General features: G+C 71.7%; 29 protein-coding genes. 14 read left to right on the top strand and 15 right to left on the bottom strand.

Going from position 1 to position 26,926, the window contains the following annotated elements; translation table 11 throughout:
• Window positions 1-131 precede the first annotated feature (131 nt).
• Window positions 132-1,436 carry an MFS transporter gene (locus O3438_RS12060; RefSeq protein ID WP_269680047.1) on the bottom strand — a complete coding sequence of 435 codons (1,305 nt, stop codon included), beginning with the start codon at window positions 1,434-1,436 and terminating at the stop codon, window positions 132-134.
• 52 nt (window positions 1,437-1,488) lie between these two features.
• Here O3438_RS12060 and O3438_RS12055 point away from each other — a divergent pair, with 52 nt between their 5' ends.
• Together O3438_RS12055 and O3438_RS12050 are read left to right on the top strand one after the other, a co-directional pair.
• On the top strand, window positions 1,489-2,547 hold the full coding sequence (locus tag O3438_RS12055) for a LacI family DNA-binding transcriptional regulator (RefSeq protein WP_269680046.1): 1,059 nt from the start codon (window positions 1,489-1,491) through the stop codon (window positions 2,545-2,547).
• A 103-nt stretch (window positions 2,548-2,650) separates the two neighbouring features.
• The gene (locus O3438_RS12050; RefSeq protein ID WP_269680045.1) at window positions 2,651-3,763 is read left to right on the top strand and encodes an acyltransferase family protein; all 1,113 of its coding nucleotides are present in this window, start codon (window positions 2,651-2,653) and stop codon (window positions 3,761-3,763) included.
• On the opposite strand, the gene O3438_RS12045 is transcribed toward O3438_RS12050, so the two are convergent.
• Window positions 3,741-6,254 (bottom strand): DEAD/DEAH box helicase, encoded by a 2,514-nt coding sequence (locus O3438_RS12045; protein WP_269680044.1) that lies wholly within the window; start codon window positions 6,252-6,254, stop codon window positions 3,741-3,743. The two genes, O3438_RS12050 and O3438_RS12045, sit on opposite strands and share 23 nt — an antisense overlap.
• 104 nt (window positions 6,255-6,358) lie before the next feature.
• On the bottom strand, window positions 6,359-7,066 hold the full coding sequence (gene trmB / locus O3438_RS12040; RefSeq protein WP_442929594.1) for a tRNA (guanosine(46)-N7)-methyltransferase TrmB: 708 nt from the start codon (window positions 7,064-7,066) through the stop codon (window positions 6,359-6,361).
• 130 nt (window positions 7,067-7,196) lie between these two features.
• On the opposite strand from trmB, the gene O3438_RS12035 reads away from it, so the two are divergent.
• Both O3438_RS12035 and O3438_RS12030 read left to right on the top strand, forming a co-directional pair.
• Window positions 7,197-7,946: a hypothetical protein gene (locus tag O3438_RS12035; protein WP_269683628.1), complete on the top strand. Its 750-nt coding sequence runs from the start codon at window positions 7,197-7,199 to the stop codon at window positions 7,944-7,946.
• Between the two features lie 226 nt (window positions 7,947-8,172).
• Entirely contained in the window at window positions 8,173-8,838 is a 666-nt protein-coding gene (locus O3438_RS12030) for a class F sortase (RefSeq protein ID WP_269683627.1), read from the top strand.
• Window positions 8,839-8,966: 128 nt separating this feature from the next.
• Here O3438_RS12030 and O3438_RS12025 read toward each other — a convergent pair whose 3' ends face one another.
• Window positions 8,967-9,191 (bottom strand): GntR family transcriptional regulator, encoded by a 225-nt coding sequence (locus O3438_RS12025; protein WP_269680043.1) that lies wholly within the window; start codon window positions 9,189-9,191, stop codon window positions 8,967-8,969.
• 238 nt (window positions 9,192-9,429) lie between these two features.
• Here O3438_RS12025 and O3438_RS12020 point away from each other — a divergent pair, with 238 nt between their 5' ends.
• Window positions 9,430-9,633, top strand: coding sequence for a hypothetical protein (locus O3438_RS12020; protein ID WP_269680042.1), 204 nt, complete (start codon window positions 9,430-9,432; stop codon window positions 9,631-9,633).
• 260 nt (window positions 9,634-9,893) lie between these two features.
• Here the strand turns inward: O3438_RS12020 and O3438_RS12015 are convergent, their stop codons facing one another.
• Window positions 9,894-10,769, bottom strand: a complete 876-nt coding sequence (locus tag O3438_RS12015; RefSeq protein ID WP_269680041.1) for an alpha/beta fold hydrolase — start codon at window positions 10,767-10,769, stop codon at window positions 9,894-9,896.
• Between the two features lie 313 nt (window positions 10,770-11,082).
• Here O3438_RS12015 and O3438_RS12010 point away from each other — a divergent pair, with 313 nt between their 5' ends.
• Window positions 11,083-12,051, top strand: a complete 969-nt coding sequence (locus tag O3438_RS12010; protein ID WP_269680040.1) for a zinc-binding dehydrogenase — start codon at window positions 11,083-11,085, stop codon at window positions 12,049-12,051.
• A 22-nt stretch (window positions 12,052-12,073) separates the two neighbouring features.
• Here the strand turns inward: O3438_RS12010 and O3438_RS12005 are convergent, their stop codons facing one another.
• The 3 genes from O3438_RS12005 to O3438_RS11995 all read right to left on the bottom strand — a co-directional run bounded on the left by O3438_RS12005 (window position 12,074) and on the right by O3438_RS11995 (window position 14,213).
• Window positions 12,074-12,394 (bottom strand): antibiotic biosynthesis monooxygenase family protein, encoded by a 321-nt coding sequence (locus tag O3438_RS12005; protein ID WP_269680039.1) that lies wholly within the window; start codon window positions 12,392-12,394, stop codon window positions 12,074-12,076.
• A gap of 63 nt (window positions 12,395-12,457) precedes the next feature.
• Window positions 12,458-13,255 (bottom strand): exodeoxyribonuclease III, encoded by a 798-nt coding sequence (locus O3438_RS12000; protein ID WP_269680038.1) that lies wholly within the window; start codon window positions 13,253-13,255, stop codon window positions 12,458-12,460.
• Between the two features lie 37 nt (window positions 13,256-13,292).
• On the bottom strand, window positions 13,293-14,213 hold the full coding sequence (locus O3438_RS11995) for a proteasome assembly chaperone family protein (protein ID WP_269680037.1): 921 nt from the start codon (window positions 14,211-14,213) through the stop codon (window positions 13,293-13,295).
• 420 nt (window positions 14,214-14,633) lie between these two features.
• Here O3438_RS11995 and O3438_RS11990 point away from each other — a divergent pair, with 420 nt between their 5' ends.
• From O3438_RS11990 to O3438_RS11980, 3 genes are all read left to right on the top strand, one after another.
• Window positions 14,634-15,479 (top strand): peptidase M23, encoded by an 846-nt coding sequence (locus tag O3438_RS11990; RefSeq protein WP_269680036.1) that lies wholly within the window; start codon window positions 14,634-14,636, stop codon window positions 15,477-15,479.
• A 106-nt stretch (window positions 15,480-15,585) separates the two neighbouring features.
• Window positions 15,586-15,732, top strand: coding sequence for a hypothetical protein (locus tag O3438_RS11985; RefSeq protein WP_165435705.1), 147 nt, complete (start codon window positions 15,586-15,588; stop codon window positions 15,730-15,732).
• Between the two features lie 49 nt (window positions 15,733-15,781).
• Window positions 15,782-16,537, top strand: a complete 756-nt coding sequence (locus tag O3438_RS11980) for an EcsC family protein (RefSeq protein ID WP_269680035.1) — start codon at window positions 15,782-15,784, stop codon at window positions 16,535-16,537.
• A gap of 16 nt (window positions 16,538-16,553) precedes the next feature.
• On the opposite strand, the gene O3438_RS11975 is transcribed toward O3438_RS11980, so the two are convergent.
• Window positions 16,554-17,405, bottom strand: coding sequence for a GDSL-type esterase/lipase family protein (locus tag O3438_RS11975; RefSeq protein WP_269680034.1), 852 nt, complete (start codon window positions 17,403-17,405; stop codon window positions 16,554-16,556).
• Between the two features lie 121 nt (window positions 17,406-17,526).
• Window positions 17,527-18,120, bottom strand: coding sequence for an antibiotic biosynthesis monooxygenase (locus O3438_RS11970; RefSeq protein ID WP_269680033.1), 594 nt, complete (start codon window positions 18,118-18,120; stop codon window positions 17,527-17,529).
• Window positions 18,121-18,241: 121 nt separating this feature from the next.
• Between O3438_RS11970 and O3438_RS11965 the strand changes: the two genes are divergently transcribed.
• Genes O3438_RS11965 through O3438_RS11945 form a run of 5 tightly spaced genes read left to right on the top strand, consistent with a single transcriptional unit; the run spans window position 18,242 to window position 22,806 of the window.
• The gene (locus O3438_RS11965) at window positions 18,242-18,505 is read left to right on the top strand and encodes a DUF6343 family protein (RefSeq protein ID WP_088990477.1); all 264 of its coding nucleotides are present in this window, start codon (window positions 18,242-18,244) and stop codon (window positions 18,503-18,505) included.
• 12 nt (window positions 18,506-18,517) lie between these two features.
• Entirely contained in the window at window positions 18,518-19,933 is a 1,416-nt protein-coding gene (locus tag O3438_RS11960; protein ID WP_269680032.1) for an NADP-dependent succinic semialdehyde dehydrogenase, read from the top strand.
• Between the two features lie 42 nt (window positions 19,934-19,975).
• A complete protein-coding gene (locus O3438_RS11955) occupies window positions 19,976-20,941 on the top strand; it encodes a TIGR03885 family FMN-dependent LLM class oxidoreductase (protein WP_269680031.1) in 966 nt (321 codons plus the stop codon).
• Between the two features lie 39 nt (window positions 20,942-20,980).
• Complete coding sequence (locus O3438_RS11950) at window positions 20,981-22,552, top strand: Na+/H+ antiporter (protein ID WP_269680030.1); 1,572 nt, start codon at window positions 20,981-20,983, stop codon at window positions 22,550-22,552.
• Window positions 22,549-22,806 carry a UBP-type zinc finger domain-containing protein gene (locus tag O3438_RS11945; protein WP_145784090.1) on the top strand — a complete coding sequence of 86 codons (258 nt, stop codon included), beginning with the start codon at window positions 22,549-22,551 and terminating at the stop codon, window positions 22,804-22,806. Before O3438_RS11950 ends, O3438_RS11945 begins: the two co-directional genes overlap by 4 nt.
• Here the strand turns inward: O3438_RS11945 and O3438_RS11940 are convergent.
• From O3438_RS11940 to O3438_RS11925, 5 genes are all read right to left on the bottom strand, one after another.
• The gene (locus tag O3438_RS11940) at window positions 22,782-24,056 is read right to left on the bottom strand and encodes an MFS transporter (RefSeq protein ID WP_269680029.1); all 1,275 of its coding nucleotides are present in this window, start codon (window positions 24,054-24,056) and stop codon (window positions 22,782-22,784) included. The genes O3438_RS11945 and O3438_RS11940 overlap by 25 nt on opposite strands.
• Before the next feature lie 101 nt (window positions 24,057-24,157).
• Complete coding sequence (locus O3438_RS11935) at window positions 24,158-24,391, bottom strand: hypothetical protein (RefSeq protein ID WP_269680028.1); 234 nt, start codon at window positions 24,389-24,391, stop codon at window positions 24,158-24,160.
• A 68-nt stretch (window positions 24,392-24,459) separates the two neighbouring features.
• Window positions 24,460-25,077 (bottom strand): HNH endonuclease signature motif containing protein, encoded by a 618-nt coding sequence (locus O3438_RS34185; protein ID WP_332367458.1) that lies wholly within the window; start codon window positions 25,075-25,077, stop codon window positions 24,460-24,462.
• Entirely contained in the window at window positions 25,053-25,709 is a 657-nt protein-coding gene (locus O3438_RS34180) for a DUF222 domain-containing protein (protein ID WP_332367457.1), read from the bottom strand. Before O3438_RS34180 ends, O3438_RS34185 begins: the two co-directional genes overlap by 25 nt.
• 112 nt (window positions 25,710-25,821) lie before the next feature.
• Window positions 25,822-26,736 (bottom strand): hypothetical protein, encoded by a 915-nt coding sequence (locus tag O3438_RS11925; protein WP_269680027.1) that lies wholly within the window; start codon window positions 26,734-26,736, stop codon window positions 25,822-25,824.
• Window positions 26,737-26,926 lie beyond the last annotated feature (190 nt).

The raw sequence follows: 26,926 nt of genomic DNA, 5'->3' as shown, positions 1-26,926 counted from the left end.
CCCAGGTCAGGAACCCGATTAGTACATACATTCTAATCGACACCCCTGACATCGCCCAGCGATTCTGGACGTCGGAAGTTGTCTCTCCGAGGGCCCCTGACAGGAGTCGTCCGGCGGCGACCCGACCCGGGTTACCGGACCGCCCGTGGCAGCGCGCCCAGCACCAGCGCGGCGCCGACCGCCATGATCGCGAAGACCATCACCATTCCGAAGGCGTCAGTCAGGGGCCCCACCACGATGGGCGCCGAGATGGCACCGACCCGGGACAGCGCCGACACCATGGACGCCGTCCGGGCCGGGGGAATGCGGTGCCGCACGCTGAGCTGGTCGGCCGATCCGAACAGCAGGGGGAAGGCCGGCCCCGCCCCGAAGCCTGTCATGGCGACCGCCGCCAACGCCCACCACGCCGGCGCGCCGACGAGTGTGCACACCAGGCCGACGCCCACGGCCGTCGTCATGGTGGCGCCGCTGATCGCCGCGACCCTCGCCTGGCCGACCCGGGACACCGCCGCGTCCAACAGCAGGCGGGAGGCCAGCAGGCCGGCGCCGAAGAGCACCGGTGCCGCGGCTGCCACCTGCGGTGTCGCGTCGAACCCGCGGCTCAACAGGAGCCCGGTCCACTCCTGCCCCGGGCTCTCCACGTAGCTGGCGGCCACCGCCGCGAGCCCCAACACCGGCAGCACGTACCGCAGCCGACCGAGGGAACGCTCCGCCGGTCGCGCCGGGCTGTCGCCTGTCGGGGCTGGCGTGGACGGGCTGTCGCCTGTCGGGGCTGGCGTGGACGGGCTGTCGCCGGTGGAGGTCGGCTCGGACCGGCTGTCGGCCGGCGGGGTCGGCCCGGTCGGGCCTTCGGTCACCATCCCCTTGCGGCCGAGGGCGATCGCGAGCTGGGCGACCAGCGCCACCGTGGCGGCGACGCCGACGTGCAGGGACACCGGCACCCGGAGCCCGGCGGCGACCATTCCGAGCACGCCCGCGCCGGCCAGTGAGAGCGACCAGGTGGCGTGCATGCGGCCCATCAGGGTCGTGGCGCGGTGCTGCTGCACCCGGACCGCGAAGGCGTTCATCACCACGTCGTGCGCGCCGTCGAGGATGCCCAGCAGCAGCAACGCCCCGCCCAGCAGGACCAACTGCGGTGCCCACGCCACGCCGACGGCCAGCAGCGCGTAACCCGCCCCGGCGAGCAGCGTGGCCGACCGTTCGCCGACGGCGCGGGCGAGCAGTGGGGCGACCAGCGAACCGAGCAGCCCACCGATCGCCGCCGCGAAGAGCACCACGCCGAACTGCGTCTCGCTGGCGGACACCCGGTCCGCGATCTCGGGAAAGCGGGTGAGCAGGCTGCCGTAAAGTGCGCCGTTGACCGCGAAAGCGACCGCGGGCACGCGCCAGTCGCTGCTGGTGTGGTCGTCGAGGCCGTCCACGACATCGACGCCCATACGGCTAACTTATACGTATCAGAGGACCGGCACAACGCAGGGAGGGGCTCCAGTGCCCAGCGGCTCACCCCCACGGATGCGGGACGTCGCGCGAGCGCTCGGTGTCAGTCAGGCCACGGTGAGCAACGCCTTCAACCGGCCCGACCAGCTCAGCCGCGAGCTGCGCGACCGGATCCTGGCCGCGGCACGGGACCTCGGCTACCCCGGCCCCGACCCGATCGCCAACACCTTCCGTCGAGGGCGGACCGGCGCGATCGGGCTGATCATCCACGAGCCCCTGCAGTACCTCTTCGAGGACCCCGCCGCCCGCCTGACCATGGCCGGCGTCGCCCGGGTCTGCGGCGAGCACGGCTCGTCACTGGTGCTGGTGCCCCGCGCCGAGCCGGGTCTGCCGGACGTCGTCCCCACCGCGCTCGTGGACGGGTTCGTCGCCTTCTGCGACCCGCTGGAGCCCGAGCGACGGGAGCTGCTGCGGGCTCGACGGCTGCCGGTCGTCGGGCTGGACGCCCCCGTGTCACCGGGAGAGCCGTACGTCGGCATCGACGACCGGGCCGCGGCCCGCGCGGCGGCGTCCCACCTGGTCGCCCTCGGCCACCGCCGGATCGGCGTGATCAGCTTCGCGCTGGCCCGCGACTCGGAGACGACTGTGGTGCCCGCCGGGCTCGACGCTCCCACCGGGTACGTCGCCAACCGGGCCAGACTGGACGGCTACCGGGACGCGCTCGGCCCCGCGCTCGGCGACGGCGGGATCGTCGTCGTGGCGGCGCGTGGGGTCGAGGAGGCCGACGGGGCCGCCGCCGCGGTGCCCCTGCTCGATCACCCCGAGCCGCCCACGGCGATCCTGGCGATGAGTGACCGGTTGGCGCTCGGCGTCGTCGCCGAAGCCACCCGTCGTGGCATCGACGTTCCCGGTGACCTCTCCGTCGTCGGCTTCGACGACGTGCCGGCGGCGGCCGCGGCCAGTCCGGCTCTGACCACGGTGCGGCAACCGCACGACCGCAAGGGCGAGGAGGCGGTACTCATGCTCCTGCGGCCGGCGTCCACCCGTCAGGCCCTGCTCCTGCCGACCGAGGTCGTCGTCCGCGCCTCGACGGCGCCACCCCGGACGTAGGGCGCTCATCACGAGGGACCGGCGGACACTTCTTCGAGAACTTGACCGAAACGCCCCATTTGCGGAGCTAATGTGCCCTGTGACCATTATCTGGGCGCCCAGGATGATCGATCCGGGGCGCCGTGCCGGGGCGCGATCCGTCCGGTCGGCCGAGTCCGCGGCCGACCGGGATCGCTACCTGGACCTGCTGAGGACGGTCGCGTTGGGACGTGTCGTGCTCTACCACGTCACCGGCTGGATCTGGCTGAGCCTGCTGGTGCCGGCGATGGGTCTGATGTTCGGCATCGCCGGTTCGTTGATGGCGGCGTCGCTGGACCGGCACGGCCCGTCGGCCGTCGTGCGGCGGCTGCGCCGGCTGCTCCTGCCATTCTGGGCCTTCGGCGCGATCACCCTGGTCGTGTTGTCCCCCGGGTGGCGGCCACTGCCGACCGGCGTCGCCGGCTGGGCCGAACTCCTCTGGTGGGTGCTGCCCCTGCGGGTCCCCCCGGTGGGCGGACCGACCTGGGCCTGGGCGTTCCATGTCGGGCTCTGGTACGTCGTCACCTACCTGTGGTTGGTGCTGCTGTCACCGCTCCTGCTGTGGGCGTTCCGCCGCTGGCCCTGGCCCAGCGTCGGCGTTGCCACCGCTCTCCCGGTCGGCATGCACCTCGCCGGGGTCCGCACCGGCTACTTCGTCGCCGCCTACCTGTCCTGCTGGTTGCTGGGCTTCGCGCACCGCGACGGCCTCCTGCGGCAGGTCCCGTGGCGCTGGTACGGCTGGCTGGTCGCCGGCCTGGCCGGGGTCGGCGGAGCGTGGGTCGTCGGGGCCATGGTGACCGGTCGGGCCGGCGACCTCAGCCACATCGCGGGTGGCACCACGTTGTGGTCGATGGCCGTCGTGGCCGCGCTGCTGAAGATCCGGCCCCGGCTCGTCGGCACGTCGCCGTTCGGCCGGACCCTCCAACTGGTCAACGCGCGGGCGGTCACCATCTACCTCTGGCACATCCCGGCCAGCCTCGGGATGTTCCTGCTGCTCGCACCGGTGCTCGCGTACACCTCGGCCTTCTCGATCGCACTGCGGCTGACCGGGGTGTGCCTCCTGACCGGCGGCGCGGTGCTGCTGCTCGGCTGGATCGAGGACGTCGCCGCCCGGCGTACCCCGGCGCTTCTTCCCGGGCCGGTCCACCCCCGACGGTCCGTCGGGGGCAGACACCTCAGAGTTGGCCGACGTCGGTGATCCGGACGACCGCCGCGCCGACCTCGTCCGAGGCGGCCAGGTCGACCTCGGCGCTGATGCCCCAGTCGTGGTCGCCGTCCGGGTCGTCGAAGATCTGCCGCACGGTCCACCGCTCCCGACCCTGCTCGATCATCAGCAGCGCGGGCCCGCGGGCGTTCGGCCCGACCCCGATCGAGTCGTACGCCTCGAAGTACGGCCCCAACGCGTCGGACCACGCGTCGTAGTCCCAGCCGTCCTCGGCGTCCAACTCGGCCAGCAGGTCCCAGCGGCGCAGCGCGGCCAGCTCCACCCGGCGGAACAACGCGTTGCGCACCAGCACCCGGAATGCCCGCGCGTTGCGGGTCACCGCCGGAGGCCGGTCGATCAGCGCCGCGTGGGCCTGCGCGACCTCGGCGACGTCGGACGGGTTGCGCAGCCGCTCCCACTCGTCGATCAGGCTGGAGTCGACCTGGCGGACCAACTCGCCCAACCACTCGATGAGGTCGATCAACTCCTCGGTCTTGGCGTCCTCGGGCACCGTCTGCCGCAGCGTCTTGTACGCGTCGGCCAGGTAGCGCAGGACGAGGCCCTCCGAGCGGGTCAACCCGTAGAACTGCACGTACTCGGTGAAGGTCATCGCCCGCTCGAACATGTCGCGGACGACGGCCTTGGGGGAGAGCTGGTGGTCGGCGACCCAGGGGTGACCCTGCCGGTACATCTCGTACGCGGCGTTCAGCAGCTCGTCGAGGGGCTTCGGGTGGGTCACGTCCTCGAGCAGTTCGAGGCGGGCCTCGTACTCGATGCCTTCGGCCTTCATCGCGGCGACCGCCTCACCGCGCGCCTTGAACTGCTGTGCGGACAGGATCTGCCGGGGGTCGTCGAGGATCGACTCGATGACGCTCAGCACGTCGAGGGCGTACGACGGGGACTCGGCGTCGAGCAATTCGATGGCCGCGAGCGCGAGCGGGGACAGCGGCTGGTTGAGCGCGAAGTCGAGCTGGAGGTCGACGGTGAGGCGGATCCGCCGGCCCGTCTCGTCCGGCTCGGGCAACTCCTCGACGACCCCGCCCGCCCGCAACGCCCGGTAGATGGCGATCGCCCGGCGGATGTGCCGACGCTGCGCGGCGGCGTCCTCGTGATTGTCGGTGAGCAGGTGACGCATCGCGCTGAACGCGTCCCCGGGCCGGCCGATGACGTTGAGCAGCATCGAGTGGCTGACCTGGAAGCTGGAGGTCAGCGGCTCCGGCTCGGCGTCGACGAGCCGGTCGAAGGTGGGCTGACCCCAGCCGATCGAACCCTCCGGTGGCTTCTTGCGGACCACCTTGCGCCGCTTCTTCGGGTCGTCCCCGGCCTTGGCGAGGGCCTTCTCGTTGTCGATGACGTGCTCGGGGGCCTGCACCACGACCCGGCCGATGGTGTCGTAGCCGGCCCGACCGGCCCGCCCGGCGATCTGGTGGAACTCCCGGTTTTTGAGCAGCCGGGTACGGACGCCGTCGTACTTGGACAGGCCGGTGAACAGCACGGTGCGGATCGGCACGTTGATGCCGACGCCGAGGGTGTCGGTGCCGCAGATGACCTTGAGCAGGCCGGCCTGGGCGAGGGTCTCCACCAGCCTGCGGTACTTGGGCAGCATGCCGGCGTGGTGTACGCCGATGCCGTGCCGGACCAGCCGGGAGAGCGTCTTGCCGAAGCCCGCGGTGAACCGGAAGTTGCCGATCGCCTCGGCGATCATGTCCTTCTCGGCGCGGGTGGCGACGTTGACGCTGGTCAGCGCTTGGGCGCGTTCCAACGCGGCGGCCTGGGTGAAGTGCACCACGTACACCGGGGCCTGCTTGGTCTCCAGCAGTTCCTCGAGCGTCTCGTGCAGCGGCGTCATCGCGTACGAGAAGATGAGCGGGACCGGCCGCTCCGCCGAACGCACGACGGCGGTCGGCCGCCCGGTGCGCCGGGTCAGGTCGTCGACGAACCGGGTGGTGTCCCCCAGGGTGGCGGACATCAGGATGAACTGGGCCTGCGGCAACTCGATGATCGGCACCTGCCACGCCCAACCCCGGTCGGGCTCGGCGTAGAAGTGGAACTCGTCCATGATCACTTGGCCGACGTCGGCCTTCGTGCCTTCGCGCAGCGCCAGGTTGGCCAGGATCTCCGCCGTGCAGCAGATGATCGGGGCGTCGGCGTTGACGCTGGCGTCGCCGGTCAGCATGCCGACGTTCTCGGCGCCGAAGACCTCGCAGAGCGCGAAGAACTTCTCCGACACCAGGGCCTTGATCGGCGCGGTGTAGAACGTCGTCCGGTTGTCGGCGAGAGCCGCGAAGTGCGCCGCGATCGCCACCAGGCTCTTACCCGAGCCGGTGGGAGTGTTCATGATCAGGTTGGCGCCGGAGACGATCTCGATGACCGCCTCCTCCTGATGGGGGTAGAGGTCGAGGCCGCGCTCCTTCGCCCAGCCGGCGAACGCGTCGAAGAGGGTGTCGGGGTCGGCGCTTCTCGGTAGCGCGGCGGTGAGCGTCATAGCCTGTCCATGGTGCCTGGATCATGCCCCGGTACGCCAACCCGGGCCCCGCCGACCCCTCCACGGGGTGGTCTTCGCCCGTCCCGGTGCGGCGCCGCCGCCGGTCAGCGCCGGCGGTAGATCAGGTCCGCGACCGGTCGGCCGGCCGTGATCGCCCGCCGCTCGAACTTCGTCACCGGGCGGTGCGCCGGACGTGGCGCGAAACCGCCGTACGCGTCCACCAGCTCCGGATCCGCATCCAGGGTCTCCCGCATCGCCTCGGCGTACTCGGCCCAGTCGGTCGCACAGTGCAGCGTGCCGCCGGAACGCAGCCGGGACCGCAGCAACGCCACGTGCGCCGGCTGGATGATCCGCCGCTTGTGGTGGCGCGTCTTGGGCCACGGGTCCGGGAAGAAGACGTGCACCGCGTCCAGCACACCCTCGGGCAAGCCTCTGACCAGGGACAACGCGTCGCCCTCCGCCACCCGTACGTTGCGCAGGCCCCCACGCTCCACCAGGTCGAGCAGGTTGGCGATTCCCGGCGTGTGCACTTCGACCGCCAGATAATCTCGGTCCGGGTCGGCGGCAGCCATCGCGGCAGTGCTGTCACCCATGCCCGAGCCGATCTCCAGCACGACCGGGGCCCGGCGACCGAACAGGTCGGGCAGGTCCACGGGCACGACCGGTCCGTCCGGCACATCCAGGCCGTACACGGGCCAGAGCCGGCCCAACGCGTCGGTCTGCCGGTCGCTCATCCGACCCCGACGGGGGTGGAACGTGCGGATCGTCCGGCTCGCGGGCGGGACGGCGGGGTCATGGTCGGTGGTGGTCACAGCGACCCGAGCGTACGCGACGCCGTCGTCGGATCGGATGTGATGTGCGACCGGAAATGAGAGGATCCAACTGGTACGGCAGGTCGGGTGCTCCGCTGCCCGACACGGCCGCACGGCGTCGAGAGGGGGCATCGTGACAGTGACCCGTGGCGGCGTGATCCTTTCCGTGCTGACCCTGCTCGCCGGCCCTCTGCTCGCTGCGCCTCCGGCGCTGGCTGCCTCCCCCTCGGGTGCCGCTCCCGCGCATGCTGCCGCTCCCGCGCATGCTGCCGCTCCGGTGCTTGCTGCCGCTCCCGTGCTTGCTGCTTCTCCGGTGCTCGCGGTGCCCGAGTCTGTCGTTGCGGTGCTTGCCGTTCCTGCGGCTGGTGCCGCGGTGCCTGCCATGGCCCAGCACGCCGCCGCGGCCGCGCCGCAACCTGGAGGGCCGCCGGGTGGCACGCCTCAACCGGCGCCGGTGGACATCTTCGTCGAGGTGAGCCCGAGCACTGTGCAGCCCGGCTATCTGGTCGGCATCCGGGCCAGTTGCCGGGACAACTCGGTGGGTGCCACCGTCGTCTCGGACGCGTTCGGCGCGGTCGGCGTGCAGCCGCAGCGCGGGGTGCTCACCGCCGCGCCGATGGTGCGCGAGCGCACCCGTCCCGGCAACTACCGGGTCAAGCTGGAGTGCCGGGACGGCGAGACCGCCTCGACCATGCTCCAGGTGGTCAAGAAGGTGCCGTCCCAGCCCAGTCGGGGTCCGGCCACCGGCTTCGGTGGTGGCGCCGGTGGAATCACCGGCAGGCTGCTGTTGCCGGTCGGCGCGGCGCTGACCATCACCGGGCTGGTCCTCGCCGTAGTGGCGCTGCGCCGGCCGCGTCTGGTCCGTGGCGCTGGGCGCTGAGCCGGCCATGGAGATCTTCCGACCCGCGTCGCCGCCGCCCGGTCCCCGCCCGTCGTCGGGTCCCCGCCCGTCGCCCGGCCCGCACCCGACGCGCGACGACCGTTCGCCGACTGACGACCGCTTCGACGACCGGCTCCCGCGCGACGACCGCTGGCCGGGGGACGACCGCTTCGACGACCGCCCTCTGCCTCCGGACGACAGCCCGTTCGTCCCCGAGCGTCCGACTGTGGCTGCTCGACCGCCGACCGCCGTCGCGCCCCGGCGCAGCCGGCCCTCGGGCCGTAGCCCCTGGTCCGTGCCGCTGGCCGTGGTGCTGGTCCTGGCCGGGGTCTTCGCCACCGGGGCGGGGCTGGGTCGCTCGGTCGGGCCGTTCGACTTCGCTCCGGCCGGCGGCGACCGGCCGCCGCGCAGCGAGTCCGTCGGGTTGTCGGCCAGTCGGCCGGTGCGCCTCAACGTCCCGTCGATCAAGGTGGCGGCGCCGGTGGAACCCGTCGGGCAGGCGCGGGACGGCTCGATCGCCGTACCGCCGTTGGAACGGCACAACGAGACCGGCTGGTACGACCGTGGGCCGACGCCCGGCGAGCCCGGCCCGGCGGTGATCGTCGGGCACGTGGACACCAAGACCGGCCCGTCGGTCTTCTACGACCTGGGCAAGCTGAAGCCCGGCGACCTGATCGAGGTGGCCCGCGCGGACGAGTCGGTGGTGGTGTTCCGGGTCGACACCGTGGAGCACTTCCCGAAGGACCAGTTGCCCGCCGAACGGATCTACGGCCACGACGGGCCCCCCGGTCTGCGGTTGATCACCTGCGGTGGGCAGTTCATCGGCGGACGCACCGGCTACGCCGACAACGTCATCGCCTTCGCCACCTTCCAGTCCTCCCGCAAGCCCTGAGGCCACGCTCCGGCGCTTGATCCACTCGCCTTCGCCGATGTTGGGGTATCCCCGCCGCCCGGACACCCCCAGTTCGGCGATCCCGAGTGGATCAGGCCCTGAGTGGGTGGCCCCGATGGGTGGGGGCGCTACTCGGCCTCGGCGACGAACACGCCCTGGCCTTGCTGTCCGTAGACGAGGTTGCGATCATGCAGCTCTTTGACGGCGCGGTACGCGGTTGACCGCGCGACGTTGTAGATCTCGCCGATCTCCGACACGGATGGCAACTGGTGCCCAGGTCGGTATTCGCCGGAGCGGATCTTCTGCTCGATGTCGTCTGCGACGCGGCGGTAGTGCGGTGGTCTGGTTGGCATGATCGACTCTCCTGGACTTCAGCGGAGATCATGCTTCCAGTCCACGCGTGAACAGGACAAGGCGACGATCCAGCAAACTGGATACAGTGAGAACCTGACTACACTGAGACAGTGGATACAGTGAGATAGTCGGGTAGTTCTGGACTTCAGCACTCCGAGGTATCCGGCGTCCCCGGGGAGCATGACGTCGCGCTCTGTCCCCGGGGCAGCTACTTCGGGACGCGTGGAGGTGTCGCACATGCCCATCGACGAGCCGGTGTCCAGGGCGACGGAGTTATTCGTGGCGAAGCGCGTGCTCGACGCGCATTGGACCCGGGTGGTCGATCGGCCCTGGCAGGCACATGGCTGCCGAGAGTGCCGAGGTCGCGGTGACTGTTCGCAGCTCGATTGGTCGCTGGAGCTCCTGGCGGACGTCGCCGCAGTCATGTTCCAGAAACAGTGACCACTCGGCTCCGCAGTCTGCCGGCGACCCTGAACGCCCTTTGCCCTCTCCAGTCCCTCCACAGGTCCTGAGGCCGCGCCGCGGCGCTTGATCCACTCGCCTTCGCCGAAGTCGGGGTATCCCAGCGGCCCGGACACCCCCAGTTCGGCGAACCGGAGTGGATCAAGCTCCGGGGCGCTCTGTGGGGTGTAGCGGCCGGCTCAGTGGATCAAGCTCCGGGTGAGCGGCCTTGGGGATGGTGGACTGGTATGTGCCGGGCGTCAGTGCAGGAAGTCGAGGAGTTGGTTGCTGGTCTCGTCGGGGGCCTCTTCCGGGATGAAGTGCCCGACCGGCACCGGCTCGCCGCGCACGTCGTCGGCCCACTCCCGCCAGATGGCGAGCGGGTCGTCGTAGAGCTTCGCGACCTGGCCGTGCCGGCTCCAGAGGAACAGCACCGGGCAGGTGATCTTCCGGTTCCCCCGGTCCGCCTCGTCCTGCTGGTAGTCGAGCGTCGCGGCCGCGCGGAACTCCTCGCAGATCGCGTGCACCGTCGCGGGGTCGCGGAACTGCTCGACGTACGCCGCCCGTACCTCGGGAGGGAAGGCGTCAGTGACCTCGGGCCAGGTGTCGAGCATGAAGTCGACGAGCACCGCGGGCGCCGCGTCGATGAACTGCTCGGGCACCGGCGCCGGAGCCGCCAGGAAGGACCAGACCCAGTAGGAGAGGCTGAACGCCTTGTCGGCGCGGTTGTAGACATCCCCGACGGGGACGACGTCCATGACGGCGAGCCGGGTGACGACGTCCGGTTCGTCAAGCGCCAGACGGTACGCGCAGCGGGCCCCGCGGTCGTGGCCGACGAGCCGGAACTGCTCGTGGCCCAGGCGTCGCATCACCTCGATCTGGTCGCGGGCGATGGCGCGCATGCTGTACGGCTCGTGATCGGCGGTGCTCGGCGGTTTGCCGCTGCCGCCCCACCCCCGCAGGTCGGTGGCGACGACCGTGTACTTCTCGGCGAGCCGTGGCGCGACCTGGTGCCACATGAGGTGCGTCTCGGGAATGCCGTGCAGCAGCAGGACGGGCGGCCCGCTTCCGCCTCGGCGTCCGTGGATCCTCGCGCCGGGCGTGTCGATGTCGAATTCTTCGAACCCGTCGAACACGATCAGGTCCCCCCGCGCCGTGGGATGCGCCCTGAACGAACGGTGTGGAATGGCTGGCAGGGCGACTGGTGGCCGACTACCGCTCGGTCTGCCTCGACGCTATCAACGGCGACAGCCGATCCGGCGCGGTTCGGCTGCGGTGGCTCGGGTCCGTCTGTGGGGTGCGGCGGTGCTGCTGCGACATCCCCGTGAACTCCGCCATCGATCCTCCGACTTTCCGCTTGACTTCAACCAGCATTTAGGTCTTAGCGTCGCTGACACGAGGTATGGAAGCGGATCCGAAGCACTGGACCGCGGCTGATCGGAGACATGCGTGCGGGCGATCCAGGTTTCTGAGTACGGGCGTCCAGAGGTTCTGGTCCTGGTGGACCTGCCCGATCCGCAAGCCAGGGAGGGGGAGGTCATCGTTCGCGCCGAGGCCGTGGACACGATCTACGTCGAGACTCAGATCCGCGGTGGCTGGGGTGAGATGTTCGGTGTCACCCCGCCGTACGTACCGGGCGGCGCAGCGGCGGGAACGGTGGTTTCCACAGGTCCAGGCGTCTCTGCGTCCTGGCTTGGCCGCCAGGTCGTCGCGGGTGCCGGGACGCGGGGTTCGTACGCTGAACTGGTTCGGACCGGCGTCGACCGGTTGGTGCCGGTCCCCGACGGACTGAGTCTGCGGGAAGCGGCTAGTCTCGCACACGACGGCGTGACCGCCATGGGCATCATCGACGGTGTCGGCGTCAAGCCGGGCGACCGGGTCCTGATCCTGGGGGCCGCGGGCGGCATGGGAACCCTGCTTGTCCAGCTCGCGCACCGTCTCGGTGCGCAGGTCGTGGGGGCGGCCCGTGGGGCGGACAAGCTGACACTGGTACGGCGGCTCGGCGCCGACGCTGTCGTCGATTACGCCGGTGACGGATGGACCGACGCGGTACGCGAAGCTTTCGGCGGGCGGTCGGTCGATGTGCTGCTGGACGGGGTCGGGGGGAAACTCGGCACCGACGCCTTTCAGTTGGTGGCCCACGGCGGGCGGGTCTCGGCCCACGGGGCGGCGAGTGGCGAGTTCGCCACGATGGATCTACCGAGTGCGCGGGCGCGCGGCATCGACCTGTACGGCATTGCGAACGTTCAGTTCCAGGCGCCGGAGATGGTGCAGCTTGCGGGCCGAGCCCTGACCGAGGCGGTGGAGGGGCGGATACGCCCGGTGATCGCGCGCGAGTATCCACTGCGTTCCGCGGCTGAGGCTCACCGCGCGATGGAGGCGCGCTCGATCCCGGGCAAGGCCCTCCTCATTCCGTGAGGCGAGTGACGGACCGCTGCGATCAGGTCGGCTCGGGGACGTGCAGCGCCACCTCGAACTCCAACAGGCTGGCACCGGTGGAGACCGGGGGACGAGGCTTGTCGCCGGGGGCGGTGGCGTGGGCGGCGCGCGACGGGCCGGCGGCCCATGCCTGGAACGCTTCTTCGCTCTCCCACTTCGTGTAGACGAAGTAGCGGGTCTCGCCGGCCACGGGGCGGAGTAACTCGAAGCCGAGGAAGCCGGGGGAGTTCTCCACAGCTCCGGCCCGTGCGGCGAACCGCTTCTCCAGCTCCGCGCCGCCACCGGGCGGGACCTCGATAGCGTTGATCTTCACGACTGCCATCTGCCCACCCTAGCCACCCGGGGCAGAGCCCATCGCCGCCGGCGGCAGAAGGACAGCGCGAGGTCAGAACGTCTCGACCGCCGGGACCAGGTCGGCGTCGACGACGATCGGCGCGTGGTCGGAGGGGCCCTTGCCCTTGCGGGCCTCCCGGTCCACGTACGCCGAGCGGACCGCTCGGGCGAACGGCGCGGACGCGTACACCAGGTCGATTCTCATGCCCTTGTTCTGGTGGAACATCCCGGCCCGGTAGTCCCAGTACGTGAAGGGGTGTGGCCCCTTCATGGGGGTGGGCACGACGTCGCTGAGGCCCAGGTCGCGCAGCGCGGCGAGGGCGGCCCGCTCGGCCGGGGTGACGTGCGTGGAGTGGGTGAAGACGGCCGGGTCCCAGACGTCGGCGTCGGTCGGGGCGACGTTGAAGTCACCGCTGACCGCCAGCGGGAGCCCGCCGGCCAACTCCGTCTCCAGCGCGTCGCGCAGCGCGGCGAACCAGGCCAACTTGTACGCGTAGTGCGGGTCGTCCGGCGTTCGGCCGTTCGGCACGTACACCGACCAGACCCGGACCCCGTCGCAGGTCGCCGAGATGGCCCGGGCCTCCGGGGCGGGGAAGCCGGGCTCGCCGGCGAACCCGACACGGACGTCGTCCAGCCCGACCCGGGACAGGATGGCGACCCCGTTCCACCGGCCGTCGCTGTGACTGGCCACGCGGTAGCCCAACGTGCCCACCTCGGCCACCGGGAAGGCGCCGTCGGGGCACTTGGTCTCCTGCAGGCAGACGACGTCCGGCCCGGTGTCGGCCAGCCACTCCAACAGTCGGGGTAGGCGGGCCTTCACCGAGTTGACGTTCCAGGTCGCCAGGCGCATGCCTCCAGCCTGCCGCATCCGCCGCCGCTACGCCGGGTCAGCCGGCCGGGGTGTCGCCGGGACGGGTCTGTTCGGCCAGGAACCGTTCGAGTTCCGCGCCGAGTTCGTCGGCCGTCGGCAGTGGTCCGGCGTCCGGGGCGAGCAGGCTCTTCTCGCCCCGACCTCGGGCGAACGCGTCGTACTGCTCCTCCAGGGCCTGGACCAGGGCGGCGGCGTCGTCGGTCTGGGCGACCTGCCTGTCGATCTCCACCCGAACCACCTCGGCGGCCGAGCGCAGCCCGTCGCCGGGCAGCAGCAGGCCGGTGCTGCGGGACACCGACGTGAGCAGCACCTCGGCGGCGGCCGGGTATTCGGTCTGCGCCACGTAGTGCGGTACGTGGGCGGCGAAGCCCAGCGCGTCGCGACCCTGCTGACCGAGGCGGAACTCCAGCAGGTGGCCGACGCTTCCGGGCACCTGGACGCGTTGCAGCCAGGGCTCGTAGCCGGAGATCAGTTCCGGGCGGGTGGCGTGCGCGGTCACCCCGGTCGGGCGGGTGTGTGGCACCGCCATCGGGATGGAGTTGAGCCCCACGGTGAGCCGGACGTCCAGGCGGGCGGCGAGCCCGGCGACGGCGGCCACGAAACGCTCCCACTGTAGGTCCGGCTCGGGGCCGGTGAGCAGCAGGAACGGTGTCTCGTCGTCGTCGTGCAGCAGGTGCAGCTCGAGCGAGGGGGCGTCGATGCTTTCCCAGTGGTCCTCGACGAAGGTCATCACCGGTCGTCGCGATCGGTAGTCGAAGAGCTGGTCGACGTCGAAGGTGGCGATCGGCCGACCCTCCAGCGAGGTGAGCAGTTGCTCGCGCGCCAGCCGGCTGGCGTTGCCGGCGTCCACGAACCCGGTGAGGGCCTGGATCAGAACCGGTTGCCCGAGGTCGGGCAGATCGTCGGTGAGCTGGTAGAGCTCGTGTGGGTCGAGCACCGGTGCGGACCTCCCTGAAATGTGCCTGCGGGGCGCCGTCGCGACGAAGGGCACCCGTTCGGGCAACGTACCCGCCATCCTGGCGCATTCCTGCTCCGGGCGGTCCGCCGCCCGGGGGATGGGCGTGACCGGACCAATCAGCTGTTTTCACCGCGAGGCGGGTCCGGTGGACCGATCGGTGGAGGTCCGGTTCAGCCCAAAGGCCGAGTTTGTCGATCATGTCGGGTCCGAGGGTCGGATGTGTCCGCCTGTCCCCGGCCGGGCGGGCCTGCGGGGAATGCCGCCTTCATCCGGTACGCGAGGTCCCTTCCTCGGTCGGGTCGACCCGACCCTGTCGTCCACCGGAGGGGGCCGGATGTGTGGCGATCACCACGTGATCACCGTGCGTGATCGGCGTTTCCGCCTGCCTAGCCTCGGTTGATGCGTGACGACGGCACCCTCGACGACCCGTACGCCCCGAGTACGCCCACTGCCGATACGGAGGATGGCACCTCAGCCGAACGGACAACCGCCGCGAGCCGGCTCCGGGCGTACGCCCGCGACCTGACCGGTCGACGCCGGGCGCAGGTGGCGCTCGCCACCGGGGTGGTGTGCTGCCTCGGCCTCGCCGCCGTCGCGCAGATCCGGGACGACAGCGCGGACGCCGCGACGCGGGACGCGTCGCCGTCCACCTCCGAGCTGGCGCAGCGCGCCGAGCAGCAGACCGCCTCGCGTGGCCTCGAGAGAGCGGCTGCCCCGAGCGCATCCGCCACGGCGACCCCGGCCGACCCGGACACCAGCGCTCCGGCCCGCAAGGCCAAGCCGACCCGCCCGACCCGCCCGGCTCCTGTCGCCGGCCTGGACCGGGCCCAGATGGACAACGCCGAGGCGATCGTCCGGACCGGCCGCACGATGGGGGTGCCCCGCCGCGGGCTGGTGATCGCGGTGGCCACCGCCATGCAGGAGAGCAACCTCTACAACGTGGCCAGCGGCGTGCTGCCCGAGTCGCAGGACTACCCGCACCAGGGCGTCGGCTGGGACCACGACTCGGTCGGGCTGTTCCAGCAGCGGTCGAGCAGCGGTTGGGGCCCGGTGGGTCGGCTGATGGACCCGGAGTTCGCCACCCGGCAGTTCCTCGCCGCACTGCAGCAGGTGCCCGGCTGGGAGGGGATGCGACTGACCGACGCCGCCCAGGCGGTGCAGGTGTCCGCGTACCCCGAGCACTACCAGCAGCACGAATGGCGGGCCACCCGGGTCGTCGACGCCATCGTGCCGGCGGGGCGGTAACCTACCGACCACTGTGGACGGTGAGGGTTGAGGCTGTCGCATCCCGGGTACATGTGTTGCGGGTTACGGGTACACATGACAGAGGGATCATCGACAGGAGGACGCCATGTCACTGATGCAGCGAATCACCACGTTCCTCAGATCGCCGAAGGGGCAGCAGTTGGTGGAGCGAGGCCGTCGGGAGATGGCCAAGCCGGCCAACCAGCAGAAGCTCAAGGGGCTGGCGGCCCGGCTGTCCAACCGCCGCCGCTGACCGCTCCATCGGCCGCCCTGTCCGCCATCTCCACCCCTGGGGAGACCCGGTGACCGACACCCCACCCGTCGGCGGCCAGCCCGCCGCCCCCACTCCGCAACCGTCCGCCGGCCTGCCGGCCGAGCCGGTGGACGCCCCCGAGGGTCCACCGGCCCGTCTGTGGGACCGGATGCGCGACGACCCGCAGTACGCGCCCGAACACCTCGCCCTGGAGGCCGTACGCCGGCTCGGGCCGGAGGCCGTGCAGTGGGCCGCCCGGGCCCGGGCCGAGCAGCCCGGCGTGTCGGCCGACGTCCTCGCCGACCAGGCGGCCCGCAAGTTCGTCAACCTGGCCCGGCTGTCGGGCGCGGTCTCCGGAGTGGCCGGGCTGCCCGGGGCGGTGATCGACGTGGGCGTGCTGGCCTGGACCCAGGCGCGGATGGTGCTGCACATCGCCGCCGCCTACGACGTCGACCCGCTACACGGCGACCGGGCCACCGACCTGCTGGTGCTCCAGCGCGTGCACAAGGTCGCCGAGAGCGCTCGGCTGGCTCTCGGCGTGGCCGCCGGCCGGGAACGCGCCGACGCGCTCTTCGGCCTGGGCGGCCAACGCCCGCTCGGTCGGGTCATGCTGCAACTCGGCGTCCGGTTGGCCCAGATGGCCGGTGTCCGGGCCGCCAAGCGGATGGTCGCCAAGGTCATCCCCGGCGCCGCCATAGTGCTCGGCACCTGGGCCAACTCGTCGGCCACGAAGGACCTCGCGAAGCGATCTCGGGCCCTCTACCGGTCCCGGGGCATCGGAGTCCCGGAGCCCCGCCAGCGCTGAGGGTCGGCCGGGCCGGTCAGTTCGCCAGGCCGGAGGCGCGCCAGGTGACCTCGGCGATGCGGCCCTGGCCGGTGGCGTTGGGGTGGAACCAGTCCAGTGGGTTGAGCAGGTCCAGAGTGAACCGGACCTTGTGCACCGCGCCGCCGTCGTGCCGGCAGCGTGAGCCGTACGCCCGGCAGGCCGCCACCAACTCGGTGTTGTACGCCTGGATCCGCTCCCGCACGGCGGCCCGGCGAGCCCGGTCAGCCGGGGCCGTCGAGGTCGCCTCGGCCAACAGGGACGGGCAGATGCCTCGTCGCCACGCGCGAACCGCCCGGGAGTCGCCGTGCCCGACCTCCCAGAGCCGGTACAGGTCGGGAATGCTCACCACCAGCACCCGGGCCTTCGGGCGCCCGGTCTTCAGCACCCGTAGGCCCCGGTCGACGTCGGCACGGAACTCGGCGACCGGCGTCATCGCGTCCACCCCGCCCCGGCAGACGTCGTTGGCGCCGATCAGCACCGTGACGTAGTCGGGGCGGTCGCGTACCGCCGCCTGGGCCTGGCCTTCCAGCGCGTCCGCGCGGGCGCCGGGACGGGCATGGTTGTACGTCCGGTCGCGGATCGCCGAATTCTGTTCCAGCAGCCGCCGGTAGTGGCTCTGCACCCGCAGGCCGTCCCCGGTCGACCAGGAGTTGCGTTCGCACGACGTCAACACCAGGCAGGACGCGAAGCCGGTGGTGATCGAGTCGCCGAGCGCGGCGATGCCACCCGGCCCGCTCGACGGCGGGGCGCTCTTGGTGGGGCGGGGTGTCGCGGAGGTGCCACCCTCGCAGGCCAGCGCCACCAGCGCCGCGGTACAGGCCAGGGCGGCGACCCAGCGTCGAGGCATGACGTCTCCCGTTTCCCGCAGCACAGAGCGACAGCGCGGTAACTCTATGCGTAGGACGGGGTTTGTCGCGAAGTTGCTGTCGGCTATGCGGCAGAGTGCCGACGCGGACGCTGTCGGGGTGCTATAAACCCCGCCGGGGTGCCCGCTGGCCGTGCAGCCACCAGTGCAACGCCCGGGTGATCCGGGGCAGCACCAGGTACGTCATCAACGGGGTCAGGCAGAGCGTCATCAGCAGCACCCGCGCCGCCAACGGCACCGCGCCGAGGAAGTGACTCGTCAGCAGTGTGGCGCTGAGGCTCAGCGGGAAGAACGCCAGCCAGATGGTCACCGCCTGCTTCCACCTGGGCGGCGACGTCGGTGCGACCGGTGCGACCAGGTCCACCGAGTGCTCCGACGGAGGGTCGAACCACCCCTCGATACCGGTACGCCGCTCGACCCGGGTGTGCTCGACGATGCCCTGCGCCGAGCTGAGCCACCAGTGCCGCTGCGGAGACTCCTCCCACCGGCGCAGCGTCTCGGCGTCGGCGAAGCGGTAGAGCATGTGCCACTCCGGCGAACCCGGGCCGCTCTGCACCCAACCGGCGCCGAGGAACCCGGGAAACGCCTCGGCCAGCGCGGTACCGGCCCGCATCCAGGCCACCATCTCGCTGGACCGGGCCGGATCGACACGACGGGCGATGGCGACGGTCACCGGCACGGCGAGGGTCATTGACATGCGCCCATCCTGCGGTCGGCGGGGCCGCGGGCGCGAACGGATGTAATCGAGCACACCAGCCATCGGGGGTGGGAGCGCGCACCGCCGGTTAACCCGGCCGATCGGGGGTAGGTGCGGGGGTATGACGAGATCGCAGCCCCGGCGCGCCCGTGGCACGGTCGGCCACGCGTACAGCGCGCTGAACCTCCGGCTCACCCTCGCCGGCTTCGGGCTGGTGATCATGGTGGTCTTCGCGGTGTTGGCGTTCTGGGCCGGCATCGCCTGGCTCGGCGTGGTCTGTGCGATCTTCGCTGTGGTCGCCGTGGTCGACCTGGTCGTGATCCAGCGCCGCCGCGCCGCCCGCCGCCGCGAGGAGCCGGGCGTACGCCACTCGTTGTTCGAGTGACAGGAGGACGAGATGCCCCACATCGCCACCACCAACCCCGCCACCGGACAGGTGCTCAAGACCTACGAGGCGATGTCCACCGAGCAGCTCGACGGTGCCATCGAGCGCACCCACCTCGCGTACCAGCAGTTGCGGGCGACGACGGTCGACCAGCGCGCCGGGTGGATGAACGCCGCCGCCGACCTGCTCGACGCCGAGCGCGACGAGATCGCCCGGATCATGACCACCGAGATGGGCAAGACCTACGCCTCCGCGCAGGCCGAGGTGACCAAGTGCGCCACGGCTGCCCGCTTCTACGCCGAGAAGGCCCCCGCCTTCCTCGCCGACGAGCCGGCCGACTCCGCCGCCGTCAAGGCGACCCGGGCGTTCGTCCGCTACCAGCCGATCGGTGTGGTGCTCGCGGTGATGCCGTGGAACTTCCCGCTCTGGCAGGTGATGCGTTTCGCGGCGCCGGCGTTGATGGCCGGCAACACCGGTCTGCTCAAGCACGCCTCGAACGTGCCGCAGACCGCCCTGCTGCTGGAGGACGTGTTCCGGCGGGCCGGCTTCCCCGAGGGGGCCTTCACCACGGTGCTGGTCGGCTCCGACGCCGTGGACCGGATCCTCAGCGACCCCCGGGTGCGCGCCGCCACGCTCACCGGCAGCGAGCCGGCCGGTCGGTCCATCGCGCAGATCGCCGGACGAGAGCTGAAGAAGACCGTCCTGGAACTCGGCGGCAGCGACCCCTTCGTGGTGATGCCCTCCGCCGACGTGGACCGCGCCGCCGAGGTGGCCACCACCGCCCGCTGCCAGAACAACGGCCAGTCGTGCATCGCCGCGAAACGGTTCATCGTGCACACCGACGTGTTCGACGCCTTCGCGGAGAAGTTCGCCGCGAACATGGCCGCGCTGCGGGTCGGTGACCCGATGGAGGCGAACACCGACGTGGGTCCGCTCGCGAGTGAGCGGGGCCGCGACGAGGTGCACGCCCAGGTCCGCGACGCTGTCGACAACGGCGCCACGGTGCTCTGCGGCGGCGAGCTGCCGGGTGGCGACGGGTGGTTCTACCCGCCGACGGTGGTCACCGACCTCACCCCGCAGATGCGGATGTGGTCGGAGGAGGTCTTCGGTCCGGTCGCCGGTCTGTTCCGGGTCTCGTCGTACGAGGAGGCGATCGAGGTCGCCAACGGCACCAGCTTCGGGCTCGGCTCGAACGCCTGGACCCGGGACCCGGACGAGCAGGAGCGCTTCGCCACCGACCTGGACGCCGGCAACGTCTTCGTCAACGGCATGACCACGTCCTACCCGGAGTTGCCGTTCGGAGGGGTGAAGAACTCCGGTTACGGGCGGGAGTTGTCAGCGCTCGGCATGCGGGAGTTCTGCAACACCAAGACGGTCTGGGTGGGCGAGGGCGTCGCCTCGGCCGGCGCGGGGGCCCACGCGGAATAGCGCACGCATCAGCCGACGCCGACGTGGGTAGGAAGTGCGCCCATGACGACGTTCGGATTCCACGCCTCGCATGAGCAGATCGGCCCGCGTGCCCTCCTGGAGGCGGTGATGCACGCCGAGCGGGCCGGCTTCGACGCCGCCATGTGCTCCGACCACTTCTCCCCGTGGAGCGCCCGGCAGGGCGAATCCGGCTTCGCCTGGTCCTGGCTGGGCTCCGCGTTGCAGGCCACCGGTCTGCCGTTCGGGGTGGTCAACGCACCCGGCCAGCGGTACCACCCGGCGATCATCGCGCAGGCCATCGGCACCCTCGGCGCGATGTACCCGGGCCGTTTCTGGGCGGCGCTGGGCACCGGCGAGGCCAGCAACGAGCACATCACCGGCGACCCGTGGCCGCGCAAGGACATCCGCGCCGCCCGGCTGCGCGAGTGCGTGGACGTGATCCGCGCGCTCCTGGCCGGCGAGGAGGTCAGCCACGACGGCCTGGTCCGGGTGGACCGGGCCCGGCTGTGGACCCGCCCGGAGCAGCCGCCCGCGCTGGTCGGCGCCGCCGTCAGCGTGGCCACCGCCCGCTGGTGCGCCGAGTGGGCGGACGGGCTGATCACCGTGAACGCGCCGGTGGCGCACCTGCGCGAGATGATCGACGCCTACCGGGACGCCGGTGGGCGCGGGCCGCTGCACCTACAGGTGCACGTCTCCTGGGCGCCCGACCAGGCGCAGGCCGAGGCCATCGCGTACGACCAGTGGCGCAGCAACGTCTTCGCCCCGCCGGTCTGCTGGGACCTGGAGACCGCCGAGCACTTCGACGTGGTCTCCGCCGACGTACCGGCGCAGCGGGTCGCCGAGGTGGTCAACGTGTCGGCCGACCTGGGCCGGCACGTCGGCTGGCTGGAGGAGTACCTGGAACTCGGCTTCGACCAGATCGCCCTGCACCACGTCGGGCAGGAGCAGCGCGGGTTCATCGACGCGTTCGGCAGCGAGGTGCTGCCGAAGCTGCGCCCGGCCGGCTGATCGAGGCTCGGATCCGCCGGACCCCTAGGCTCGTACCCCATGGAAAGCCTGTTTCCGGTCGTCGTCTTCCTGGCGATCGCCACCCTGGGCGCCGCGTTGGCCCGCCGGCTCGGCCTCCTCGCGCCGATCGTGCTGGTCGTGCTCGGTCTGGCGCTCTCGTTCGTGCCGGGCTTCCCGCAGGTGCACCTCGAACCCGAGTTGGTGCTGATCGGCATCCTGCCTCCGCTGCTCTACGTGGCAGCGCTGGAGACCTCGGTACCGGCGTTCAAGAACAACATCCGGCCGATCCTGCTGCTCGCGGTCGGCCTGGTGCTGTTCACCGCGTTCGTGGTCGGGTTGGTGCTGCACCTGCTGCTGCCGCAGTTGCCGTTCGCGATCTGCCTGGCCCTCGGCGCGGTGGTCGCCCCGCCGGACGCGGTGGCCGCCACGGCCGTGGCCCGGCGGGTCGGCCTGCCCCGCCGGGTCGTCACCATCCTGGAGGGGGAGAGCCTGGTCAACGACGCCACCGCGCTGGTGCTGCTGCGGGTCGCGACGATGGCCACCGTCGGCTCGGCGGTCGGCACCGCCGACGTCGCCATCGAGGTGCTGCGGGCCACCGGTGGCGGCATCCTGATCGGGGCGCTCGGGGCGGTGGTCTTCGGGTTCCTGCACCGGCGGATCACCGACCCGTTGCTGGACAACGCCCTGTCGTTGATCATCCCGTTCGCTGTGGTGTTCACCGCCGAGCACCTGCACGCCTCCGGGGTGGTCGCGGTGGTCGTCACCGGCCTGGTGCTCGGCCACAAGCTGCCCCAGTTGCTGTCGGCGGCGTCCCGGTTGCAGACCGGCGCGTTCTGGCGGCTGGTCCGTTTCCTGCTGGAGGGCCTGGTCTTCCTGCTGGTCGGGCTCCAACTGCGGGAGGTGCTGCACGACCTCGACGAGCCGATCGGCTCGCTCGTCCTCATCACGTTCGCGGTGCTCGCCGCCGTCTTCCTCACCCGGTTCGTCTGGCTCTTCCCGGCCACCTACCTGGCCCGGTTGGTGCCCCGGGTCCGTCGCCGCGACCCCAGGCCGTCGCCGAAGTTCCCGATCATCATCGGCTGGGCCGGGATGCGCGGCGTGGTGACCCTGGCCGCCGCTCTCGCGTTGCCGCTGACCCTCGCCGACGACGAGCCGTACCCCCGGGCGTTGTTCATCTGGTTGGCCTTCGCGGTGATCGTCTTCACACTCGTCGGCCAGGGCGCCACGCTACCGTTGGTCGCGCGTCGGTTGCGGCTGCCACCGGACGACCCGGTGCAGGACGCGCTGTCCGCCGCCGGTGTCCAGCAGCGGGCCAGCCGGGCCGCCCAGGACCGCCTCGACGAGTTGGCCGACAGCGCACCGGAAGCGGTGGTGGACCGGCTGCGTCGAGCGGTGGAGGACCGGACCAACATGGCGTGGGAACGGCTCGGCGGCACCGACCGGGAGACCCCGTCGCAGGCGTACGGTCGGCTGCGGCAGGAGATGATCGACGCCGAACGGGATGTGTTCCGGGCTGCCCGGGACTCCGGTCAGATTCCTGAGGAGGTGCTGGTGCGGGCCTATCGTGACCTGGACCTGGAAGAGTCGTTGCTGCGGGAGGTCGAGAAGTGAGTTGTGAGCACCTGACCGAGGCGGGTGCCGTCGAGGCGCGCACCCCCGACGAGTGCGCGGACTGCGTCGCCGTCGGCGACACCTACTGGGTGCACCTGCGTACCTGCCTGAGCTGCGGGCAGGTCGGCTGCTGCGACTCGTCGCCGAACCAGCACGCGAGCAAGCACTACGCGTCCACCGGGCACCCGGTGATCCGCTCGGCGCAGCCCGGCGAGGCGTGGCGCTGGTGCTACGTCGACGAGGAGATCGGCTGACCGCTGGCCGGAAGCGGCTCGGCGCGGTGCGCCAGCGCCTGTCGGGTCAGCGGTGGCACCGCCAGACCGGTGACCGCGAGCAGCCCGGCCAGGGCCAGCCAACCGATCGGGCCTCCGTCGAGGATCAGCCAGGTCAGCAAGGCCGGCCCGGCCGCGCGGGCCAGCCCGGCGAGCAGTGCGTCGACCCCCTGGTACGCGCCGATGGCGGCCGGGGCGGCGAGGTCGTAGGCCAGCGCCGCCCCGGCACCGCTGTGCCACAGGTCGCCCACCGTGTACACCACCGTCGCGAGCAGTAGCAGGCCGACCGCCAGCGCGGTGGGCACGACAGCGGTCGCGGCCCAGAGCAGCATCCCGGCCGCGAGCACCAGGCCGGCCCGCCGCATCGTCGCCGCCGCCGGCACCGCGTGCCGGGCGCTCCCGCTGAGCCGTACCGCGAAGAGCACCGTGAGCAGCGTGTTGACCAGCAGCACGGCCGCGACCGTCACCGGAGGCGCGTCGGTGCGGGTCACCACCCACAGCGGCAGGATCAGCGTCAGCGCGACACCGTGCAGGGAGAGCACCGCCGAAGCGCCGGCGACCGCCAGGAAGCGCCCGTCGCGCAACGCGCGGCCCGGTCGCGGACGGACCGGCCGTCGGACCGGCGGATACGACGGCAGTCGCATGATCAGCGCCGCCGACACCAGGTAGGTCGCGACGTTGCCGAGCACCAGCAGCCGGTACGCCCACCCGGTGTCCGCCACCAGCACGAACGCGGCCACCCCCGCGCCGAGCGTCACGCCCAGGTTCGCCACCGCGCGCAATGTGGCGAAGGCGTGCACCCGGCCCTCCGGCCCGCCGACCGCGGAGACCAGCGCGGCACGGACCGCCAGGTTGCCGGAGACCAGCAGCGCGTCCACAGTGGCCACCAGCAGGAAGATCGGAAACGAGCCGACCAACAGGTACGCGGCGGCGACAGCGGCCTGGGCCAGTTGGAGGACCGCGCGCAGCGCCCGGGGATCACGCCGGTCGGCGAGCCCACCGAGCGGCACACTCGCGGTGAGCCCGACCAGGCCGGCGACGGTCAGCCCCAGCCCCACCTCCGTCGGTGTCAGCCCCACGAAACGGGTCAGGTAGAGCGCCGCAGCGGTCACCCACAACCCCGTGCCGACAGTGTTGGCCAGGGTGGCCAGCGACAGCGTGCGCAGCCGACCGGGCGGCGGCAGCGGCGATATCGACCGCCAGCGGCCGCGAAAGCCTGCCCGGGTGCCCATTCATCGACCCTAGAGCCGCTGCCCGCACGCCGATGCCCCGCAGAGTGCGGCCCCCGTCACAGTCCGTGGCCGGTTCGTCTGGGTCAGGTCCGTCGGCCGTCCTACCCGTCCGTGCGGTAGGAACCGATGAACCAGGCACCTGATCTGACATCTATCGGCTTGTCGACCCAGGGCTGCACGATGGCGGCGACGTCCGAGGTCACCGGCCACGTATCCACGACCCACCCCTGCGGCGTCACGTCGACGTGGGCACGCAGTGGCTCAACGACGTCCGATGGCATAACCCACGAACCCTCCAGCGAGTTGTCCGCGCCGAACTCCTCGACCACGTTCACGACCAGCACCATCCCAACCTAGCCACGACCGGTAACCTCCCGACCGGTCGGTCGTGGGCAGGGGACCGTCACGTCCGTCGGTGGTATCGGTTGCGGCGGGGGAGCTGGTCGGGGTCGAGCCAGGCCGGCGGGACGAACTCCGGGTGGCCGTCGCCGCCGAGCCGGACCGCCCACTCACCACGGTGGAGGTGTCGGTGATGGTGGGCGCAGAGCAACACGGAGTTGGCCAGGCTGGTGCCGCCACCGTCGACCCAGTGGCGGATGTGGTGGGCGTCGCACCAGCGGGGCGGGCGGTCGCAGCCCGGGAAGGCGCAGCCGCGGTCGCGCAGGACCAGGGCGCGTCGCAGCGGGCCGGTGATCAGTCTGCGTTGCCTGCCCACGTCGAGAGTCTGGCCGCGGCCGCCGAGAACGGCCGGCAGGATCGCCGCGTCGCAGGCGAGGCGACGTACCGTCTCCGGGGTGATCCCTGGCCCAGTGTCGAGGGTGCTGGCGGCAAGCTGCCGGGTCAACACGTCGAAGCTCGTGGTGACGACGACCTGGGCGGCCCCGCCGCCGTGCTCGGGTAGCTCGTCGGTGCGCAGGGCGAGCCGGCAGAGGTCGGCGAGCGCGTCGTGGCGGCGTTGCCCGGCACAACGCGGATCGTCCGGACCGGACGGCGCGGTCAGGGGGTCGAGCGCGGCACGCAACAACCGGCCGTTTCGGCATCCAGATTGCCGGACAGGCGCAGCCGCCCGTCGCGCCGTTCAGACAGTGTGAGGTGACGATCCTGGCCGGCTCGACGCGCCTCGGCCTCCAACGCCGCCCGTGACGCGGCATCGGCGACCTCCGGGGCGACGTGGTCGAGGACCCGGGTGCCCACCTTGCGCAGCAGCGCTGGCTCGAACTGCCCGGCCCACTCGACCAGGACACCAACCGCTTTCTCGGCCGCCTCGGCACCAGCGGCCGTGTGCACAGTGCGGACCGTGTCGCCGATGACCCGGGCCTGCCCGACGCTGATCTCGCCGCTGGCCAGCGCGGCGCTCACCCCGGGCGCTCCAGCGTCGAGCGCGGCGGCGAGATCGACCAGCCGACGAGCGGCGGAGACGTTCAGCCGCAACCGGTCCCGCAACCACACCGCCGTCGATGACGCGCCCTGGGTCAGGGCCGTGCCACGGCCGTCCAACTCACGCACCAGGGCCAGTTGCACGGCCGCCAGGCGCTGCTCGAGCCGGTGCGCGGTGTCGAGTGCCGCGACGAGGTCGTGCTCTGGAAGAGCCCACGCCGAAGCGTCGAGGCAGTCGGCGACTGCCGCCTCTGCCTGCGCCAACCCCTCCAACATGGACCGAGAATAGAACAGGTGTACGACACTTTTGCCGCCTGGCGCGGGCACCTCAGCGCGTCGAGCAAAGGCCTGACGGGGTTACGAGGTCTGAGCCCCGCGCAATCCCGCCTCAGTGGGCCACGTGGCCGGCGAGGCGTTCGGTCGCGAGGCAGGAGATGAGGCAGCGTTCCTTGGCGTCGCCGCTCAGTCGGGCGGTCCAGTCGGTGAGGCCGCCGTCGCCGATCTCCAGGTCGCCGTCGAGGAGGCTGATCCGTAGGGCGCAACCGGTGTAGTAGCCGCGACCACGTGTGCGCTCCGGCTCGTCCACGAGCGGCACCGCTCCCTCGTCGACCACCGGTCGGACGGTGTCCGCGAGCCGTTCCCGGACGACGACGTCGTCGAGGGTCGTGACGTGCAGCTGCGGCGTGGCCGCCGGCACCAGCTCGGCGAGGACCGTCTGCCAGTAGGTGAGGTGCCGGATCAGCAGTCGGGCCTGGGTGCTGCCCGAACCGGTGTCCCGGGCGCTGGACACCAGGGCGAAGAGCCGGAAGTGCGACGACGCGCCGCTGCCGAAATCCTGTGCCCGCAGCACGCGATGGGCGGCGGCCAGGTGCACCTCGTCCTGTTGACGGCGACGCACGGCGGCCTCGATCGCGAGGGCGTTGGTGGGGTCGCTCAGCACCTCGCTGGCCCGCATCGTGGTGACGATTCTGTTCTGGCTGCCCGGCGCGACCGCCGAGCAGGCGCCCACCGGCACGACTGGCGACAACTCCACCCCGGAGACGTCGGAGGGCAGCAGTTGCCACATCCGGGCCTCTACCCGAGCGAGTACGCGCGGCTCCGCGCCGGCTGGGCGGACGAACCGGTCCTCGCGCCAACGGCGTACCACCTCGGACGGACGCACCATCGCCGCCCGGTCGCGGGCCACGCCCAACAGCAGGCTGCGCAGATCCGCGCCGGACAGCCCGGCCAGTGCGGCCCGCGTTCCCGCCGGCATCGCCGCCCACACACGACGCTCCGCCGCGGTCAGATCACCGTCGTCCATGCCCCACCGTGGCCCACACGAGGCGGCGGTTCCACCAGGTTTGGCGTGCGCGGTTGGTGAATCGTCTACGACATCAGCTCGAAAGCACCCGACACAAGAACTGCATGGTCGACCCGCAGCCCGCAGCCCGCAGCCCGCAGCCCGCAGCCCGCAGCCCGCAGCCCGCAGCGGGGAGCGGGGAGCGGGGAGC

The sequence above is a fragment of the Micromonospora sp. WMMC250 genome (assembly GCF_027460215.1).
GTDB lineage: Bacteria > Actinomycetota > Actinomycetes > Mycobacteriales > Micromonosporaceae > Micromonospora > Micromonospora taraxaci.
The sequence above is the reverse complement of the archived record's forward strand: the minus strand, read 5'-3'. Positions and strand labels throughout refer to the sequence as shown.